This is a genomic window from Brevundimonas balnearis, assembly GCF_042434805.1.
GTDB classification, from domain to species: Bacteria; Pseudomonadota; Alphaproteobacteria; order Caulobacterales; family Caulobacteraceae; genus Brevundimonas; species Brevundimonas balnearis.
The window spans coordinates 353,113-369,936 of the sequence record NZ_JBHLSW010000007.1 but is presented as its reverse complement, the minus strand read 5'-3'; the positions used below and the strand labels follow the sequence as shown (position 1 = coordinate 369,936).

Annotated in this window: 19 protein-coding genes and 1 tRNA gene; 14 read left to right on the top strand and 6 right to left on the bottom strand. The window is 70.9% G+C overall.

The annotated features are described in order from the left end of the window. The first annotated feature begins 3 nt into the window (after positions 1-3). The gene (gene secD, locus ACFFGE_RS11620; RefSeq protein WP_376836563.1) at positions 4-1,599 is read left to right on the top strand and encodes a protein translocase subunit SecD; all 1,596 of its coding nucleotides are present in this window, start codon (positions 4-6) and stop codon (positions 1,597-1,599) included. Then, on the top strand, positions 1,599-2,567 hold the full coding sequence (secF, locus tag ACFFGE_RS11615) for a protein translocase subunit SecF (RefSeq protein ID WP_376836562.1): 969 nt from the start codon (positions 1,599-1,601) through the stop codon (positions 2,565-2,567). The genes secD and secF overlap by 1 nt, the downstream gene beginning before the upstream one ends. A gap of 39 nt (positions 2,568-2,606) precedes the next feature. On the opposite strand, the gene ACFFGE_RS11610 is transcribed toward secF, so the two are convergent. The 3 genes from ACFFGE_RS11610 to ACFFGE_RS11600 all read right to left on the bottom strand — a co-directional run bounded on the left by ACFFGE_RS11610 (position 2,607) and on the right by ACFFGE_RS11600 (position 4,134). Continuing rightward, a complete protein-coding gene (locus ACFFGE_RS11610) occupies positions 2,607-2,846 on the bottom strand; it encodes a DUF2188 domain-containing protein (protein ID WP_376836561.1) in 240 nt (79 codons plus the stop codon). A gap of 65 nt (positions 2,847-2,911) precedes the next feature. Then, positions 2,912-3,229, bottom strand: a complete 318-nt coding sequence (locus ACFFGE_RS11605; RefSeq protein ID WP_376836560.1) for a hypothetical protein — start codon at positions 3,227-3,229, stop codon at positions 2,912-2,914. A gap of 107 nt (positions 3,230-3,336) precedes the next feature. Continuing rightward, entirely contained in the window at positions 3,337-4,134 is a 798-nt protein-coding gene (locus ACFFGE_RS11600) for an endonuclease/exonuclease/phosphatase family protein (protein WP_376836559.1), read from the bottom strand. Between the two features lie 130 nt (positions 4,135-4,264). Here ACFFGE_RS11600 and ACFFGE_RS11595 point away from each other — a divergent pair, with 130 nt between their 5' ends. The 7 genes from ACFFGE_RS11595 to der all read left to right on the top strand — a co-directional run bounded on the left by ACFFGE_RS11595 (position 4,265) and on the right by der (position 10,436). Next, entirely contained in the window at positions 4,265-4,651 is a 387-nt protein-coding gene (locus tag ACFFGE_RS11595; RefSeq protein WP_376836558.1) for a DUF6249 domain-containing protein, read from the top strand. Between the two features lie 25 nt (positions 4,652-4,676). Further along, positions 4,677-5,231, top strand: coding sequence for an RNA polymerase sigma factor (locus ACFFGE_RS11590; RefSeq protein WP_376836557.1), 555 nt, complete (start codon positions 4,677-4,679; stop codon positions 5,229-5,231). Beyond that, positions 5,221-5,622 carry a hypothetical protein gene (locus tag ACFFGE_RS11585; protein ID WP_376836556.1) on the top strand — a complete coding sequence of 134 codons (402 nt, stop codon included), beginning with the start codon at positions 5,221-5,223 and terminating at the stop codon, positions 5,620-5,622. The genes ACFFGE_RS11590 and ACFFGE_RS11585 overlap by 11 nt, the downstream gene beginning before the upstream one ends. A 74-nt stretch (positions 5,623-5,696) precedes the next feature. Further along, positions 5,697-6,539 carry a 3-methyl-2-oxobutanoate hydroxymethyltransferase gene (gene panB, locus ACFFGE_RS11580; RefSeq protein WP_376836555.1) on the top strand — a complete coding sequence of 281 codons (843 nt, stop codon included), beginning with the start codon at positions 5,697-5,699 and terminating at the stop codon, positions 6,537-6,539. A gap of 100 nt (positions 6,540-6,639) precedes the next feature. Further along, complete coding sequence (locus ACFFGE_RS11575; protein WP_376836554.1) at positions 6,640-7,410, top strand: tetratricopeptide repeat protein; 771 nt, start codon at positions 6,640-6,642, stop codon at positions 7,408-7,410. Continuing rightward, positions 7,407-8,786 carry a PQQ-like beta-propeller repeat protein gene (locus ACFFGE_RS11570; protein WP_376836553.1) on the top strand — a complete coding sequence of 460 codons (1,380 nt, stop codon included), beginning with the start codon at positions 7,407-7,409 and terminating at the stop codon, positions 8,784-8,786. Before ACFFGE_RS11575 ends, ACFFGE_RS11570 begins: the two co-directional genes overlap by 4 nt. An 18-nt stretch (positions 8,787-8,804) precedes the next feature. After that, positions 8,805-10,436 (top strand): ribosome biogenesis GTPase Der, encoded by a 1,632-nt coding sequence (der, locus tag ACFFGE_RS11565; RefSeq protein WP_376836552.1) that lies wholly within the window; start codon positions 8,805-8,807, stop codon positions 10,434-10,436. 121 nt (positions 10,437-10,557) lie between these two features. On the opposite strand, the gene gluQRS is transcribed toward der, so the two are convergent. Next, positions 10,558-11,400, bottom strand: a complete 843-nt coding sequence (gluQRS, locus tag ACFFGE_RS11560; RefSeq protein WP_376836551.1) for a tRNA glutamyl-Q(34) synthetase GluQRS — start codon at positions 11,398-11,400, stop codon at positions 10,558-10,560. 103 nt (positions 11,401-11,503) lie between these two features. Here gluQRS and ACFFGE_RS11555 point away from each other — a divergent pair, with 103 nt between their 5' ends. After that, complete coding sequence (locus ACFFGE_RS11555; protein ID WP_376836550.1) at positions 11,504-12,142, top strand: DNA-3-methyladenine glycosylase family protein; 639 nt, start codon at positions 11,504-11,506, stop codon at positions 12,140-12,142. Here the strand turns inward: ACFFGE_RS11555 and ACFFGE_RS11550 are convergent. Next, positions 12,140-12,212, bottom strand: a tRNA-Ile gene (locus tag ACFFGE_RS11550). The genes ACFFGE_RS11555 and ACFFGE_RS11550 overlap by 3 nt on opposite strands. A gap of 305 nt (positions 12,213-12,517) precedes the next feature. On the opposite strand from ACFFGE_RS11550, the gene ACFFGE_RS11545 reads away from it, so the two are divergent. Then, positions 12,518-13,255 carry an SIMPL domain-containing protein gene (locus tag ACFFGE_RS11545; RefSeq protein ID WP_376836549.1) on the top strand — a complete coding sequence of 246 codons (738 nt, stop codon included), beginning with the start codon at positions 12,518-12,520 and terminating at the stop codon, positions 13,253-13,255. Between the two features lie 3 nt (positions 13,256-13,258). On the opposite strand, the gene panD is transcribed toward ACFFGE_RS11545, so the two are convergent. Next, positions 13,259-13,615, bottom strand: coding sequence for an aspartate 1-decarboxylase (gene panD / locus ACFFGE_RS11540; protein ID WP_376836548.1), 357 nt, complete (start codon positions 13,613-13,615; stop codon positions 13,259-13,261). Between the two features lie 214 nt (positions 13,616-13,829). On the opposite strand from panD, the gene sppA reads away from it, so the two are divergent. The 3 genes from sppA (at position 13,830) to ACFFGE_RS11525 (ending at position 16,816) form a co-directional block, all read left to right on the top strand. Continuing rightward, positions 13,830-15,608: a signal peptide peptidase SppA gene (sppA, locus tag ACFFGE_RS11535; protein ID WP_376836547.1), complete on the top strand. Its 1,779-nt coding sequence runs from the start codon at positions 13,830-13,832 to the stop codon at positions 15,606-15,608. A 116-nt stretch (positions 15,609-15,724) separates the two neighbouring features. After that, positions 15,725-16,045, top strand: a complete 321-nt coding sequence (locus ACFFGE_RS11530; protein WP_376836546.1) for a hypothetical protein — start codon at positions 15,725-15,727, stop codon at positions 16,043-16,045. 6 nt (positions 16,046-16,051) lie between these two features. Then, positions 16,052-16,816 (top strand): N-acetylmuramoyl-L-alanine amidase, encoded by a 765-nt coding sequence (locus tag ACFFGE_RS11525; protein WP_376836545.1) that lies wholly within the window; start codon positions 16,052-16,054, stop codon positions 16,814-16,816. The last annotated feature ends 8 nt before the right edge of the window (positions 16,817-16,824 follow it).

Here is a 16,824-nt window from a genome sequence, read left to right as displayed (position 1 = left end):
GTTATGGTACAGCTGTCACGCTGGAAGGTCGTCGTCGTCGTCCTTTCGGTGATCCTGGGCGCGCTGTTCGCCTATCCGAACCTGCTGTCGCCCGCCCAGCGCGAGGCGTTGCCCAGCTTCGTGCCCAAGAACGCGTTGAACCTGGGTCTGGACCTTCAGGGCGGCTCCTATCTGCTGCTCGAGGTCGACGTCGACGAGATGCGGCAGGCACGGCTGGACAACCTCGTCGAAGACGTTCGCGTGTCCCTGAACGAGGCCGGCGTGCCCGTGGCCCGGATCGAGCGCGAGCCGGCGGGCGCCGTGGCCCGCGTCGCGCCGGGCAGCCAGGACGCGGCCTTCGAGGCGCTGCGCGCGCTCGGGGCCCAGCCCGGCGTCGTCGGCGCGGCGGCGGAGCGGTCGATCACCCGCGTCGGACAGGACGGCGTGCGCGTCGTCTTCACCCAGCAGGCGCTGGACCAGATGGGACCGAACGCGGTCGAGCAGTCCATCGAGGTGGTGCGCCGCCGGATCGACTCCCTGGGCACGCGCGAACCTTCGATCACCCGCCAGGGCGCGAACCGCATCGTCGTCCAGGCCCCGGGGGAGAGCGATCCGGAACAGCTGGAACGTGTCATCGGTCAGACCGCGCAGCTGACCTTCCAGATGGTGGATGACGAGAACTCCGTGGAGGAGGCCGTCGCCGGGCGCGTGCCGCCGGGCTCCGAGCTGCTCTACGACGAGTTCAACACGCCCTATCTGGTCAAAACCCGGGTGCTCGTCTCGGGCGAGAACCTGACCCGCGCAAACGTCGATCAGGATCAGAACGGTCGGCCCGCGATCGGCTTCCGTTTCGACGGCCAGGGCGCCCGGCGCTTCGCCGAAGCCACCCGGCCCGAGAACCGCGGCAAGCTGTTCGCCATCATCTTGGACGGCACCGTGATCTCGGCGCCGCGCATCAACAGCCCGATCCCCAACGGCTCGGGCATCATCGAGGGCCAGTTCTCGATCGCCGAGGCGTCCGAGATGGTGAACCTGCTGAACGGCGGGGCCCTTCCGGCCCCGCTGACGGTCGAGGAGCGCCGGGTCGTGACCGCCGAGCTGGGCGCCGACGCCGTGGCCGCCGGCGCGATCTCGGTGGCGGTCGGCTTCGTCATCATCGTCGCCTTCATGATCCTGTCCTACGGCTGGCTGTTCGGCGGCGTCTCGGTGCTGGGCCTGCTGCTGAACGGCTTGCTGATCATCGCGGCCATGTCGCTGACCCAGGCGACGCTGACGCTGCCCGGCATCGCCGGTCTGATCCTGACCTTCGCCGTGGCCGTGGACGCCAATGTGCTGATCTATGAGCGGATGCGCGACGAGGCGCGGGCGGGCCGGTCGGTCATCGCCAGCATGGACGCGGGCTTCAACCGCGCCATGGGCACGATCATCGACGCCAACCTGACGACCCTGGTGGCCGCGCTGATCATGTTCGTGTTCGGGGCCGGGCCGGTGCGCGGCTTCGCCTGGACCCTGACCATCGGCGTGTTCACCTCGATGTTCTCGGCCGTGCTGGTGGCCCAGGTGCTGCTGGCCTACTGGCTCCGGGCGACCAAGCCCAAGAAACTGCCGATCGCGGAGTGATGGCGATGCGCTGGTGGCCCCTCATCAAGACCCTGCCGGTCAAGACCAACCTGCGGTTCGTGCGGTTCTCGCGCCTGTTCGGCGTCGTGTCGGCCCTGCTGTGCGCCGCGTCGATCTTCGGCGTCTTCTATCCCGGCCTGAACCTGGGCATCGACTTCCGGGGCGGCGCGGCGATGGAGATGACCCGGCCTGAAGGCCGGACGCTGGACCTCGCCGCCGTGCGCGGCGCCGTCGACGACCTCGGCCTCGGCGACGTGCAGGTCCAGGGCATCGACAACGACGCCAGCGCCATCGTGCGCTTCCAGATCCCCGAGAGCACGGCCCAGGCCGACACCGTCAATCGCGTGCAGGCGGCGATCAGCGAGGCGGTGCCTGACGCGCGGTACTCGGGTGTCAGCGTGGTGGGCTCGAAGGTCTCCAGCGAACTGCTGACCTCGGGCGTTCTGGCGCTGGGCGTCGCGGTGGTGCTGATGTTCCTCTACATCGCCTTCCGCTTCCCGTGGCAGTTCGGCCTGGGGGCGGTCGTCGGCCTGCTGCACGACGTCATCCTGGTGTTCGGCCTGATGGTGCTGATGCGGCTCGAGTTCAGCCTGAACAGCGTGGCCGCGATCCTGACGGTCATCGGCTATTCGATGAACGACACCGTCGTGGTGTTCGACCGGCTGCGCGAGAACCTGCGCAAGTACAAGACCATGCCGCTGGGCGACATCATCGACCTGTCGGTGAACGAGACCCTGTCGCGCACGATCATCACCGGCATGACGGCGGTGATGGTGCTCGCCGCCCTGGCGTTCCTCGGCGGACCGGCCCTGTTCGGCTTCTCGATCGCCCTGATGTTCGGGATCGTGGTCGGCACCTATTCGTCGGTCTATGTCGCCGCGCCGGTGATCCTGCTGTGGGGCGTCAAGCGCGGCGAGGCGGCCGAGGACGCCCAGCCGATCGTGCTCGGCCCCGCCAGCCGTCCCTAAGACGCAAATCCAATCGCGCGGGCTACAGAACGCCCGATCTCAGCCCTCGACGTCGGCTTCGGGACGGTCGTGACCGTCGGCGCGTTCGACGATCCACTGGCCGGACGCGTCCTCGTATTCGATCATCGCGGTCTGGTCGGGCACGCGCTGCTCGCGGGATGCGGCGACCGCGGCGGCGCGCGCGGCCTCGCGAGTCCGGAAGGTCTCCGAATAGGTGTCGCCGAGCCGGTAGGCCCAGCCGCCGTCATGCTCGACGACGCGATAGGTGATGTGGGTCATGGGCGCCTCCGGTTCGGAAGCGCCCATGCGGTCACAGGACGCCTTCGCTGGCAAGACGGAGGGCGTCAGGGACGTCCCGCCGCCGCCTGAACGCCCGCCGAGACCCTAGCCTGGCGGCCCGCGCGCCACACCTCCTGACGGGGCTCCGGGGGGAGCTGCGCGATGACCTGGCGGCGCAGGCCGTCACGACAGAAACGCAAGTCGCCCATGTGGGTCGGCGTCAGGATCTCGGCGTGCGCGCGACAGTGCCGATCCACCGCGACGTCCACCCGACGGGAGAGTTCCGCGGCACGGTCCGCATGGAGGTCGAGGCCGTCGGTGGGGATGCGCAGTTCGTTGGGGTTCTGGGTCAGCGCAAGCGCGGCCAGGGCGATGATCATCATGGCGGTCTCTCCGTGCTGGGGCTATGCCCCGGTTACGCGGAGTAGAGGCGGCGAACCGGCCGGCCGGATGCCGGGTCCGGCCTTAAATCTCTTTCATGAACCGTGGGTTAGACTTGCAGCTGGATTTCGGCGAAGACCGCGAAGTGGTCTGACGGCAGTCTCGGCGAGAAGCCCGCGTCGCCGGAGACGGCCGCGGACAGGACGCGGGCGCCCGGCCCGACGAAGATGTGGTCGATCACGCGAGGCGCGTGCCCGTCGGCGGGGTTGAGGGTGGTCGGGGCCGCCCCGGCGGGCAGGGCGCTGACGAGGCGCGAGGTCAGGGGCTCCAGGCCGGCGTCGTCCAGCGTCGCGTTGAAGTCGCCCATGATCACGCGGGGCCCTGTCGGCTCCCCCAGCCATTCCAGCAGGTGCCGGGTCTGGCGCGCCCGGATGGCGGCGCCCTCGCCCGTATGGTGCAGGTGGGTGTTGACCACCTCCACCGGCCGTCCGTCCACGTCGATCATCGTCCGCACCGCCGTGCGGAAGTCGTCCAGCGGCTCCAGCGCGACGGTGTCAGACGCGAGGACGGGCCGGCGGCTGAGGATCGCGTTGCCATAGCGGCGCGGGGCGTCCGCCGCGTCGGTCGAGCTGAAGCGGACGTCATAGCCCCCGAGCGCCTGGGCGAGGGTCCGGGCCTGATTGGGCAGGCCGGTGGCCGCGTCCTCCAGCACCTCCTGCAGGCCGATCACGTCGGCGTCGATCCGACGGAGCGTCTCGGCCACCATCGGCCCACGCAGGCTCCAGTCCCCCCGGTCGTGCCAGATGTTGAAGGTGGCGACCTTCAGCGTCGCCCCGCTCCGGGCCCGGGTGGGCGAGGCGAAGGCGAGCGCGCCGGCGGCGGAGAGGATGGAGCGACGGTTCAGCATGGGGGAGGGCCTCGATTCCACATTGCCAAAGTTTCATCCGCCCGCCGCATCCACAAGACCGCCTCACGGCCTCTTGTGGTCATGAAGCGCCGGCGCGACGCTGGCGTCACGAGGTTGAAGGAGTCGGGGCATGGAGGATTTCATTCCGGTTTTCGCGATCTTCGCGGTGTTCGGGTCGCTGGTCGCCATCGTCGTGGGGCCGAGCTGGCTCAAGAGCCGGGAGCGGCGCGAGATTCAGCAGACGGTGCGGGTCGCGCTGGAAAAGGGCCAGCCTCTGCCGGCCGAGGTGATCGAGGCGCTGAGCAAGGACATCGTCAAGAACCTGCCGTCGCGGTCGAAGGACCTGAGGCGCGGGGTTTTGATCCTGTCGGCGGCCATCGGCGTGGCGCTGCTGGGCTACGCCATCGGCACCCGCGAGGGCGACGCGGTCTATCCGATGCTGGGCGTCGCGGCGATCCCGGGCATGATCGGCCTGGCGTTCATCGTGCTGAGCTTCTTCAACCCGAACAGGGACTGAGGTCCGGGGAAGGGGGAGCGCGGTCATGGCCAAGGCCTTGACGCACATGCACGACCTCGAGCTCGTCGCCCTGGCGGCGAGCGGAGGGCGCGCGGCCTTCGGGGAGCTGGTGCGCCGGCACGGCTCGGCGGTGCGGGTCACCCTGCGCCGCATGGGAGCCCAAGCCTCGCTCGCCGACGACGTGGCCCAGGACGCCTTCATCCAGGCGTTCGAGCGCTGCGCCGAGTTTCGCGGGGAGGGGGCCTTCGTCGGCTGGGTCAAGCGCATCGCGGCGCGCCTGTACCTGAAGCGGGTACGCCAGAACGCGCGCTATGTGGCGGAGCTGGAGACCGAGCCGGACCAGGACGTCGCCATCGTCGATCAGAACGGGCGCATGGACCTGGACGAGGCGCTGAAGGCGCTCCCCGAGGCGGAGAGGCTGTGCGTCTCCCTCTGCCACGGCGCGGGCCTCACCCACGCCGAGATCGCGACCGCCCTGAATTTGCCGCTTGGAACGGTGAAGTCTCATGTCAAACGTGGTCTGGATAGGCTCCGCGCGCGGCTTCAGCCGCAACGGGAGGACGCTCGTCATGTCCGCTGACGATTTCGATCCCGAGATCGAACGGCTGTTCGGCCGGACGCCGCCTCTGCCCGACGCCGACATCTTCCACGCGGAGATGCAGGCCCGCCTGGCGCGAGGCGGGCGGGTGCGGACCTGGGTGCTGTCGATCGCCGGCGCCCTCGGGGGCCTGGTCGCCGTGCGCGAACTGGCGGATATCCAGCTGAACCTCGCGAACACGCCCCGGCCGGAGATGGGTCTGTCGGCGGCGACGGCCCAGGTCCAGACGGACGCGACGCAGGTGCTGGCTCAGTACGGTCTCGGCGATCTGCTGACGGGCGGCGTGGCCGGAATGTCGGTGTTCTGGATCGGCGCGGGGCTGATCATCGCCCTGACGGCGGCGGCGGCGATGCGTCTGGCGCAGGACGTCTGACCGGCGACCGGTCGCGCCGGGGCTGTCGCCGAAGCCGGTCGGGGCCTATCTAGATCCCGAACAGGGAGGCCCTCATGTCCAGCCAGAAACAGGACGCCGTCCGCCGCCTCGCCGCGCCGGACATTCGCGCGCGCAAGTCCAGCCGCGGCCAGGGCGAGGCGATCGTCTGCCTGACCGCCTATGACGCCCCGACGGCGGAGATCCTGGACGCGCACTGCGACCTGCTGCTGGTCGGCGACAGCGTCGGCATGGTGGTCCACGGCCTGCCCAATACGGTTGGCGTGACGCTGGAGATGATGATCCTGCACGGGCAGGCGGTGATGCGCGGCGCCCGGCGGGCCATGGTCGTGGTCGACATGCCCTTCGGCTCCTACGAGGGGGGCAAGGAGATCGCCTACGAGAACTGCGCCCGCGTGATGAAGGAGACCGGCGCCCAGGCCGTGAAGCTGGAGAGCGGCCCCACCGTGCCGGAAACCATCGCCTATCTGGTGCAGCGAGGCATTCCGGTGATGGGCCACGTCGGTCTGCGGCCGCAAGCCGTGCTCACCGACGGCGCCTTCAAGGCCAAGGGCCGGACCGACGAGGAGCGGCTGCGCGTGCTGGCCGAGGCGGAGGCCACCGCCGACGCCGGCGCCTTCTCCATCGTGGTCGAGGGCGTGGCCGAGGGACTGGCGCGGGAGATCACCGAGGCGCTGGACGTCCCGACCGTCGGCATCGGCGCCTCGGCCGCCTGCGACGGGCAGATCCTGGTCACGCACGACATGCTGGGGCTGTTCGACTGGACGCCCAAGTTCGTCCGCCGCTACGGCGATCTGAAGGGAGAGATCGACCGCGCGGTCGCCGGCTACGCCGCCGATGTCCGGGCGCGCCGTTTTCCTGCCGAAGTCGAGACCTACTTCTCGAAAAAGACGGCCTGATCCGCTAGGCGACGGCCACGGCCGCGTTGCGGGCGCACGGGCGACCCTCTAGGGTCGCGCGACTTTCAGGCTGAATGCGGTTTTTGGGGCGACGACATCCGTGACTGACGTCTTCGAAGAGGTCGAGGAGGAGCTTCGCTCCGAACAGTGGCGCAAGATCGCGCGCCGCTGGCTGCCGGTGGCCGGCGTGGTCCTGGCGGTCTGCCTGGCCGCCGCCCTGGGCTACTGGGCCTGGGACAGCTGGCGCACCCGGCAGGCCGAAGCGGCCTCCCTCGCCTACAACGGCGGGGTTGAAGCGCTGCAGCGCGGCGACCTCGCGGCGGCGGAAAGCGCCTTCAACGACGCCGCCGAGCGCGGTGGAGCCTACAAGGTCCTGGCCCTGAACCAGCGCGCGGCGATCGCCCTGCAGTCGGACCGGATCGAGGACGCGGTGGCTCTGCTGGACGAGGCCGCCGACAGCACTCGCGACCCCGTGCTCAAGGACCTGTCGCGGCTGAAGGCGGCGCTGCTGCTGCTCGACACCGCGCCGCTGGACGCGCTGACCGATCGCTTGGAGCCGCTCGCCGAGGACGGCCGCCCCTACGCCGCCTTCGCCCAGGAGGCCCTGGGTATGGCGCGGATCCAGAACAACCAGATGCAGGCCGCGCGCGAGCTGTTCGTGCAGCTGTCGCTCGGTCAGGACGTGCCGGAGGGCGTGCGGCAGCGCGCCCAGGCCGCGATCCAGGCCATCGATTCCGGAACGGCCTCGGCCATCCCCGCCATCGCCGCGGCCGCCCGGGAAGCCGCCGAGGCGCCGGTCCAGGCCCCGACCGCGCCCGAAGCCGCCGCGCCGATCGAGGCGCCGGCCCAGATCCAGGAACCCGCCGAATGAGCAGCGCCCGCGCGTGGAAGATCGCCCTGATCGCGGGCGTGGCGATGAGCGTGGCCGCGTGCGGCACCGTGCGTCGCGCGCTGCCGTTCGGATTGGGCGGCGGCGACGAGCCGACCGCCACCGCCTCCGAGGGCGAGCGGATTTCGGTGCTGGCCTTCGATCAGCAGCTCGCCCCCTCGGCCGCGCTGGCCGGACGTGACTTCTTCCTGCCGGGGCCGGTCGCCGCCACGAGCTGGAACCAGGCCGGCCGGAACGCCGAGAACAACGTCGAGCACGTCATCGGCGCGCCGGACTTCCAGATCGCCTGGCGCGCGGACATCGGCGCGGGATCCTCGCGGCCGCGCCAGCTGACGGCGCCGCCGGTGGCCGACGGCGGACGCATCTACACCCTCGACGCCGACCGCACCGTCCGGGCCACCGACGAGAGCGGTCGCACGGTCTGGAGCGCCGACATCCGTCCCGAGGGACGCGAGGACGGCGGCTTCGGCGGCGGGCTGGCCGTCGTCAACGGCCGGGTCTTCGTCACCTCGGGCCACCGGGTCATCACGGCGCTGGACGCCACGACCGGCGCCCAGGTCTGGGCGACCCGTGTCGATGTCCCGATCCACAGCGCGCCGACCGTGTCGGGCGGGCGCGTCTACGCCATCGACGTCGACAACCTGATGTTCGCCCTGGACGCCGCCACCGGCCAGCAGGTCTGGACCTATCGCGGCATCCCCGAGCCCGCGCGCATCATGCGGGCCTCGAGTCCGGCGGTCTCGGCCGACACGGTCGTGGCCCCGTTCTCGTCGGGCGAAGTCGTCGCCCTGCGGGCCAACAACGGCCAGCCGGTCTGGCAGGAGGTGCTGTCGCGCACCAGCCGCACCAGCGCCCTGTCGGAGATCCGCGACATCGCCGGCCGGCCCGTGATCAGCCGCGGCTCCGTCTACGCCATCAGCCATTCGGGCGTCATCGCCGCCATGGACCAGCGGACCGGCGCGCGCCGGTGGGAGCTGCCGATCGCCGGGGTGAACGCGCCGCTGCCGGTCGGGGACGTCGTCTATGTGGTGTCCAAGGCGGGCGAGCTCACCGTCATCAACCGCGAATCCGGGCAGGTCTACTGGACCCGCGACCTCAACGAGGGCCGCGCGCGCAACGAGGGCGGGTTCCTGGGCATCGGCGACCGGGTGGTCCGACCGGACTGGACGGGCCCGATCCTCGCGTCCAACCGGCTGATCCTGGCCAACTCGGACGGCGATGTCATCGCGCTGGATCCGAAGACGGGCGAGCAGACCGCGAGCCTGCGCGTCGGCGCGCCGGTGTTCGTCTCGCCCATCGCCTACAACGGCCGTCTGTATGTCGTGACCGACGCGGGCCAGCTGGTCAGCATCCGCTGACGGACAGGGTGGGCTGACATGGCCGTCAAGGTCGCCATCGTCGGCCGCCCCAACGTGGGCAAGTCGACCCTGTTCAACCGGCTGGTGGGCAAGCGCCTGGCGCTGGTCGACGATCGGCCGGGGGTGACGCGGGACCGGCGCTACGCCGAGGGCGCGATCGGCGATCTGCCGCTGACGCTCATCGACACCGCCGGATATGAGGACGTCACCGACGAGAGCCTGGAGGCGCGCATGCGCGCCCAGACCGAGGCGGCGATCGAGGACGCGGACCTGATCCTGTTCATGGTGGACGCCCGCGAGGGGGTGACGCCGCTCGACCGCATCTTCGCGGACCGCCTGAGGAAGATCGAGAAGCCGGTCATCCTGCTCGCCAACAAGTCCGAGAGCCGCGAGTCCGGCGGCGGCGTGGGCGAGGCCCACGGCCTGGGCTTCGGCGAGCCGGTCGCCATCTCCGCCGAGCACGGCGAGGGCATGGCCGACCTCTACGCCGCCGTGGCCGCCGCCGCCGGCGACCTTGAGGCCGAGGCGGCCGAGGAGGGCGAAAAGCCTGTCCGTATCGCGGTCATCGGTCGGCCGAACGCGGGCAAGTCGACGCTGGTCAACCGCCTGCTCGGCGAGGACCGGCTGCTGACTGGGCCGGAAGCCGGGATCACGCGCGACTCCATCTCGGTGGACTGGACCTATGAGGGCCGGCCGATCCGGCTGGTGGACACCGCCGGGCTGAGGCGCAAGGCGCGGGTTCAGGAGAAGCTCGAGAAGCTGTCGGTCGCCGACACCATCCGGGCGATCACCTTCGCCGAGGTGGTGATCCTGGTCATGGACCGGGACAACGCCTTCGACACCCAGGACCTGCAGCTGGCCGATCTCGTCGAGCGCGAGGGACGGGCGCTGGTCTACGTCATCGCCAAGTGGGATCTGGAGGACGAGCCCCAGGCCCGTATGGCCGAGCTGAAGTCGACCGCCGAGCGCCAGCTTCCGCAGCTGAAGGGGTCTCCCTTCGTGGCCCTGTCGGCCTTCAACGGGCGCGGCGTGGAGCGGCTGATGCCGGCGGTGCTTCAGGCCTACGAGACCTGGTCCGCGAAGGTGAAGACCCGCGACCTGAACGACTGGCTGGCGCTGGCGGTGCAGCGGCATCCGCCCCCCGCCGTCGACGGCAAGCGGGTGAAGCCGAAGTACGTCGCCCAGACCAAGGCGCGGCCCCCCACCTTCGTCATGTTCGCAAGTCGAGCTTCGGCCATGCCGGACCACTACAAGCGCTACCTGGTCAATGGAATTCGCGAGAGTTTCGACCTGTGGGGCACGCCGATCCGCCTGACGGTCAAGGCGGGGGCGAACCCGTACGCCGAGGGCGGGGAGAAGGCCGGTCTGGTCCGCGCCCGCGCGGCGCGGCCCGTCTATCCGACGGCGAAGAAGGCCAAGGCCCCGGCCGAGGCCAGGGCGCCCGGGCTTCCCGGCAAGGCGCTGAAGGAGAAGGCCGAGGCCGCCAAGCCGGCGCCCAAGGTGCGGGTCAAGCCGCTGGGCGGGCTGAAGGCCAGCGCGTCTAAGAAGGCCGGGACCTCGGCGGTGCTGGGCAAGCGGGCCCGCGGCGGGGCGCGTCAGGTCTCGCGCTCGGGTCGCGTGCGCACCGGGGCGCCCAAGGGCAAGCGCTAGAGCCTGATCGGCTTAAGTGGAATCGCTTCGCGATTCCGCTTGAGGCGTGAATCAGGCTCTCACTGGAACTGGACCGAAATCTGAGCCCAGTTGGACTGCGTCCAACTGAACCGATTTCGGTCTAGCCGAAGAACTCCCGGCGCAGGTCGCCCGGCGAGACGCCCGAGGCCCGCAGCGACGCCAGGCTTTCCGCCTTGTCCCGCTTGGAGAGCCGCTTGCCGTCGGGGGCCAGCAGCAGGCGATGGTGGCGATAGGTCGGCGTCGGCAGGTCGAGCAGGGCCTGCAGCACGCGCTGGACCGAGGTGGTCTCGACCAGGTCCACGCCCCGAATGACATGGCTGACCCCCTGCGCCGCGTCGTCGACGACCGAGGCGATGACATAGCCCGCGCCGATGTCCTTGCGGCCCAGCACCATGTCGCCGAGCGCCTCGGGCCGGGCGGCGTGGACTCCCGCGTTCTCGCCCTCCTCGACCCAGGTCAGATCGTCGAAGCCGCCCAGCCGGGCCTTCGCCTCGGCCAGCGACAGCCGCCAGGCGAAGGGCCGCCCCTGAGCCACAAGGTCGGCCTCCTCGGCGGGATCGATCGGCCCCCCGGCGAAGGCCTGGGCGTCCTTCGGATCATCGGCGTGGGGCGCCACGCCCGCCAGCGCCATCAGCTCCTTCCGCGTGCGGAAGCAGCGGTAGAGCACGCCCATTTCGCGCAGCCGATGAAGCGCCGCGTCATAGTCGGCGCGGTGCTCGGACTGACGCCGCACCGGCCCATCCCAGCTCAGGCCGAGCCAGGCCAGTTCGTCCAGGATCGCCGCCTCGTGCTCGGGCCGGCAGCGGGTGAAGTCGGTGTCCTCGATCCGAAGCAGGAAGCGCCCGCCGGCCGCGCGCGCCGCGTCATGCGCCAGCATCGCCGAATAGGCGTGGCCCTTGTGCAGAGCCCCGGTGGGGGACGGCGCGAAGCGGGTGACGAACATCGCCTCGCTTCTAGCGGGGACGACGGAGGATTGCAGGTGGCGAGATTCGGACTCCCATGACGACACCGCTTCCCCATCCTCCCCCGCCGCGCATACTGACGCCATGCCGACCGCCCCCACGCCCGAGACCCTGCACGCCGCCCGAGAGGCCCTGGCCGCGGCCGACCCGGCGCTGGCCCGGGCGCATTCGGTCCTCCCGCCCTTCGAGTGGCGGCTCAGACCCGGCGGCTTCGAGGGGCTGTTCCGCATGATCGTGGAGCAGCAGGTCTCCGTCGCGGCCGCCGCCTCCATCTGGCGCCGCGTGTGCGAGGGGCTGGGCGAAGTCACGCCGGAGCGGCTCCTGGCGCACGAGCCGGAGACGCTCCGGACCTTCGGCCTGTCGGGACAAAAGGCGCGCTACGGCCGCGAGATCGCCCTGGCGCATGTGGATGGCCGGATCGACCTGAACGGTCTGAACGCCTTGAGCGACGACGAGGCGGCCCTGGCGCTCACCGCCATCAAGGGCGTCGGGCGCTGGACGGCGGAGACCTATCTGATGTTCTGCGAGGGGCGCACCGACGTCTTCCCCGGCGGCGACGTGGCCCTGCAGGAGGCGATGCGCTGGGCCGACGATCTGGAGGTCCGGCCCAACGAGAAGGCGGCCTATCTGCGGGCCGAGGCCTGGCGGCCGCACCGGGGCGTCGCCGCGCACCTGCTCTGGGCCTGGTACGGCGCGGTGAAGCGGGGCGAGGTCGCGGCGTAGGCCCGGAGGGACTCGAACCCCCAACCAGACCGTTATGAGCGGTCGGCTCTAACCATTGAGCTACGGGCCCGCGCGGACGCGAGGCGCTGGCTTGACCGAAATCGGCCGAGATGGACGCCGTCCATCTCAGATTTCGGTTCAGCTTCAAGCGAGAGCCTGATTCACGCCATCGGCGAAATCGCGAAGCGATCCCGCCTCTGGCGACCAGGCTCTAGCAGGGTCGGGCGCGGCGGAAAAGCGGCGCGAGATGACGGACGTCTCATGTCGATGAACGGAACCTGCAGGCGGGTCGTCCGCGTTCATTCAGCCGGGAAAGGCCAAGGTTCGGCCATCGACCGGCGCCATGGCCGGTCCGCCTCTGTCAGGAGATCCTCAATGACCCGTTCCGCCCTCGTCGCCGCCCTCGGCGCGTCCATGCTCGCCGCCGTCGCGGCCGCGCCCGCCGTGGCGCAGGTCCAGCCCATCCAGATCGTCCAGCCGACGCCGTCGCTGAACCTGTCGGCCTTCGGGGAGGTGAAGGCGGCGCCGGACATGGCGACGCTGACGTTCGGCGTCGTCACCGAAGCCCAGACGGCCGCCGAGGCGATGCGCCTGAACGCCGAGCGCATGACCGAGGTCGTCGCCGCCCTTCGCCGCGCGGGCGTCGCCGAGCGGGACATCCAGACGACCGGCCTGAACCTGTCGCCCCAGTACGACTACATCCAGAACGAGTCGCCGCGCCTGCGGGGCTATCAGGCCTCGAACCGGGTGACGGTGAACGTCCGTGAGCTGGATCGCACCGGTCAGGTGGCCGACGCGGTGGTGGCCGCCGGCGTCAACCAGATCGACGGCATCAGCTTCGGGCTGCAGGATCCCAGCGCCGCCGAGAACCAGGCCCGCCGTCTGGCGGTGCAGGCTCTGCGGGCCAAGGCCGAGCTCTACGCCCAGGCGCTGGGCGTCCCGCTTGGCCCGATCAAGAGCCTGACCGAAGCCGGCGGCTATGCGCCGCCGCCGCCCATGCCGATGTACCGGATGGCCGCGCGCGCCGAAGCCATGGACGTCTCCACGCCGGTCGCGGGCGGCGAGCTGACCGTCCGGATCGACGTCAACGGCGTGTACGAGATCGGACGGTGACGGTCAGGCCGCGCGCTTGATGTCGTTGCGGTCGTCGAGCAGCACCACGGTGGGGGCGTAGTTGCGCGCCTCCGCCTGGGGCAGCTGGCCGTAGGTGACGATGATGACGCGGTCGTTCTTCTGCACCAGACGGGCGGCCGCGCCGTTGACCCCGATGACGCGGCTGCCGCGCGGGGCCTCGATCGCATAGGTGGTGAAGCGGGCGCCGGTGGTGATGTTCAGCACGTCCACCTGCTCGTGCGGCAGGATGTCGGCGGCGTCCAGCAGGTCTCGGTCGATGGCGATCGAGCCTTCGTAATCAAGGTCGGCCTGGGTCACGACCGCCCGGTGCAGCTTGGACTTCATCAGGGTGACCAGCATACGCGGCCTCCGGTTCCGATCGGCGCGGAGGCGCCCTCCGCTTCGCAGGCGCCGCATATAGGGATTTCGGCCGGTCGCATCAATCGCGGGCGCCGCGGCGCGGACCGGCCGCGACGGGCGGTCGCGTTACACGCCCTTCATTTGACGGCGGCGGCTCGCGGTCTATGGTCGAGGCGGCCGCCACGGCCACGCTCTGAAGGAACGGCGAGCCGTCATGAAGCAGTTCTTCCTCACGCTGGCCGGGGTCTTCGCCGGGCTGGTGCTGTTCGTGATCGTCACGCCGATCGCCTTGATCGCGCTGGCGGCGGCGGGGTCGTCCGCTCCCGCTACCTCCCCGAACACGGTGCTGGAGCTGGATCTGCGCGAGGGTCTGACCGACCAGCCGCCGACCAACCCCTTCGCGGCCTTCGGCGGCGCCGAACTGTCGGTGATCGAGGTGGTCGACGCGCTGGACCGCGCCGGCGACGATCGCAACGTCAAGGCCGTGCTGATCCGCCTGCCGGAGATGGGCATGACGCCGGCGGCGGCCGACGAGGTGCGCCAGGCGGTGCGCCGCTTCCGCGCCTCGGGCAAGCCCGTGATCGCCCACAGCCAGGGCTTCCTGCCGGTCGGAGCGGTGATGTCCAGCTACATGGTCGGGGCCTCCGCGTCGGAGCTGTGGATGCAGAACACCTCCAGCTTTCAGGCGACCGGCTTCGCCGCCGACGAGGTCTTCCTGGGCGACGCCTTCGGCCGTTACGGCGTGACCGCCGACTTCGAGCAGCGCTACGAGTACAAGAACGCCGTCAACACCTTCACCGAGAGCGATTTCACCCCGGCCCACCGCGAGGCGATGCTGAGCTGGATGCGCTCGATCTACGACAGCGCGCTGGCCAACGCCGCCGCCGACCGCCGCCAGACCCCCGCCGCGATGCGTCAGGCGATCGAGAGCGGCCCGCACTCGGCCGAACAGGCGATGGCGCTGAAGCTCGTCGACAAGATCGGGCAGGTCGAGGAGGCCGAGGCCGAGGCCAAGCGCCGGGCCGGACGCAACGCCCAGCTGGTCAGTGTCGCCGACTATGTCTCGAACCACGGCCTGCAGCCGGGCTCGGGCTCGGACGCGATCGCCATCGTCAACGCCGAGGGCGCGATCGTCACCGGCCGCGACGCCGGCGGCGGTTTCGGCTCCGGCTCGACCATCTATTCCGACGACACGGCGGCGGCGATCTATGAGGCGATCGAGAACCGGGCGGTGAAGGCCATCGTCATCCGCGTGTCCTCGCCGGGCGGTTCGCCGGACGCTTCCGAACAGATCCTGGCGGCGGTGCGCGCGGCCAAGGCGGCGGGCAAGCCGGTGGTGGTCTCCATGGGGACCTATGCGGCGTCCGGCGGCTACTGGATCAGCTCCGAGGCCTCGGCGATCGTGGCGCAGCCCTCGACCCTCACGGGCTCCATCGGGGTCTTCGGCGGCAAGTTCGTGCTGACCGAGGCGCTGGGGCGGTTCGGCGTGGACCTGCGCGGCCTGTCGGTCGGCGGGGAGTACGCCGACGCCTTCTCGCCGACCGGCCGCTTCGAGGGGCAGGACCGGGCGGCCTTCGCGGCCTCGATCGACCGCACCTACGACCAGTTCATCGCCCGCGTCGCCACGGGCCGGCGCCTGCCGGAGGCGCGGGTGCGCGAGATCGCTCGGGGTCGGGTCTGGACCGGCGCCCAGGCGCGGGAGCTGGGGCTCGTCGACGAACTGGGCGGCCTGCATGAGGCGATCGCCCGGGCCAAGGCTCTGGCCGAGATTCCCGCCGACCGCTCCGTCCGCCTGATCCGCTATCCGACCCAGAAGTCGCCGTTCGAGGCCCTGTCGGAGGCGTTCGGCGTCTCCGCCGAGGGCGCCCAGGCGCTGGTGGCCGTCGGCGGCGTGCTGGCCAGCCCGGAAGCCCAGGGGGTCATCGCCCGGGCGCGGACCGAACAGTTGAGGGCGCGCGGGGCTTCGGTGCTCGCCGACCAGCCGGTCCGCTGAGGTCGCGCTCGCCCGTCACACTCGCCTGTGAACGGTCGTCGCATTGACGGCGTTGAGCATGGGACCGACACTGAAGGTTCAGGCGGGGTTCACTCCCGCCGTGGCAAGGTAGGCCGATGACCCGCATGCAAGACCGCTTCGTCCACTATCGCCTCGGCGGCCCCGCTTCCGGCGGCGGCGTCCTTCGGCCGCTCATGTGGGTGTTCGGTCTCATCGCGACGGGGCTGGCCGTGACGGTCGGCGCGGTGCTGGCGGTGCTGACCGCCGCCGCCGTGGCGGTGCTGGCGGTGGTCGCCAGCGTGATGGTCTTCTTCACCGGCATGGCGCTGCGCGCCCGCCGCACCGTCCGCGCCAAGGCTTCGGCCGAGGGCGTGATCGAGGCCAGGAAGGTCGACGGCACCTGGGTCGCCTACGGCTGGGACCGGCAGGGGCGCTGACGCCCCGTGGCGCTTGAGCTGATCGAGGCGCCGTCGCCGAACTTCGACGCGCGGCGCGGGCCGCCGGACGCGATCATGCTCCACTACACCGGCATGCAGACGGGCGAGGCCGCGATCGCGCGGCTGCGCGACCCCGAGGCGCGGGTGTCGTCCCACTATGTTGTGGAGGAGGACGGCCGCATCTTCCGCCTGGTCGACGAGGCGCGCCGCGCCTGGCACGCGGGCGTGGGGGCCTGGCAGGGCGAGACCGACTTCAACGCCGTCTCCATCGGCGTCGAGATCGTCAATCCGGGCCACGAGTGGGGCTATCGCCCGTTTCCCGAGGCGCAGATCGAGGCGGTGATCGCCCTGGTCGCCGACATCCGCTCGCGCTGGAGCGTGCCGGACGTGCGGATCATCGGCCATTCGGACTATGCGCCGTCCCGCAAGGAGGATCCCGGAGAGCTGTTCCCCTGGAGGCGGCTGGCCGAGGCCGGACACGGGCTGTGGTTCGAGCCGGCGGCGGAGCGGGTCGCGGCGCTGGGCGGCCTGTTGCAGCCCGGCGACGGCGGGGTCGGGGTGCTGGTGCTGCGCTCGGGCCTGCACCGGCTCGGCTACGGCGTCGACCCCGCCGGGGAGTACGACGAGGCGCTGCGCCAGACCGTCGTCGCCTTCCAGCGCCACTGGCGCCCCAGCCGCATCGACGGCATAGCTGACGGAGAGACCCGGGCGCGGCTGGTCGGCCTGCTACAGCTGGCCCAGGCGGAAAGCGTCACGGGCGTGTTGAACTAGGTCGTGTT

Bases quoted from the DNA above. Each gene is read 5' to 3' on its own strand.
- ACFFGE_RS11600 (WP_376836559.1), bottom strand. From the start codon at position 4,134: ATGCTGAACCGTCGCTCCATCCTCTCCGCCGCCGGCGCGCTCGCCTTC.
- gluQRS (WP_376836551.1), bottom strand. From the start codon at position 11,400: ATGTTCGTCACCCGCTTCGCGCCGTCCCCCACCGGGGCTCTGCACAAG.
- ACFFGE_RS11590 (WP_376836557.1), top strand. From the start codon at position 4,677: ATGGCCAAGGCCTTGACGCACATGCACGACCTCGAGCTCGTCGCCCTG.
- ACFFGE_RS11545 (WP_376836549.1), top strand. From the start codon at position 12,518: ATGACCCGTTCCGCCCTCGTCGCCGCCCTCGGCGCGTCCATGCTCGCC.
- ACFFGE_RS11530 (WP_376836546.1), top strand. From the start codon at position 15,725: ATGACCCGCATGCAAGACCGCTTCGTCCACTATCGCCTCGGCGGCCCC.
- ACFFGE_RS11570 (WP_376836553.1), top strand. From the start codon at position 7,407: ATGAGCAGCGCCCGCGCGTGGAAGATCGCCCTGATCGCGGGCGTGGCG.
- ACFFGE_RS11595 (WP_376836558.1), top strand. From the start codon at position 4,265: ATGGAGGATTTCATTCCGGTTTTCGCGATCTTCGCGGTGTTCGGGTCG.
- secF (WP_376836562.1), top strand. From the start codon at position 1,599: ATGGCGATGCGCTGGTGGCCCCTCATCAAGACCCTGCCGGTCAAGACC.
- ACFFGE_RS11555 (WP_376836550.1), top strand. From the start codon at position 11,504: ATGCCGACCGCCCCCACGCCCGAGACCCTGCACGCCGCCCGAGAGGCC.
- ACFFGE_RS11605 (WP_376836560.1), bottom strand. From the start codon at position 3,229: ATGATGATCATCGCCCTGGCCGCGCTTGCGCTGACCCAGAACCCCAAC.
- sppA (WP_376836547.1), top strand. From the start codon at position 13,830: ATGAAGCAGTTCTTCCTCACGCTGGCCGGGGTCTTCGCCGGGCTGGTG.
- der (WP_376836552.1), top strand. From the start codon at position 8,805: ATGGCCGTCAAGGTCGCCATCGTCGGCCGCCCCAACGTGGGCAAGTCG.
- ACFFGE_RS11610 (WP_376836561.1), bottom strand. From the start codon at position 2,846: ATGACCCACATCACCTATCGCGTCGTCGAGCATGACGGCGGCTGGGCC.
- panB (WP_376836555.1), top strand. From the start codon at position 5,697: ATGTCCAGCCAGAAACAGGACGCCGTCCGCCGCCTCGCCGCGCCGGAC.
- ACFFGE_RS11585 (WP_376836556.1), top strand. From the start codon at position 5,221: ATGTCCGCTGACGATTTCGATCCCGAGATCGAACGGCTGTTCGGCCGG.
- secD (WP_376836563.1), top strand. From the start codon at position 4: ATGGTACAGCTGTCACGCTGGAAGGTCGTCGTCGTCGTCCTTTCGGTG.
- panD (WP_376836548.1), bottom strand. From the start codon at position 13,615: ATGCTGGTCACCCTGATGAAGTCCAAGCTGCACCGGGCGGTCGTGACC.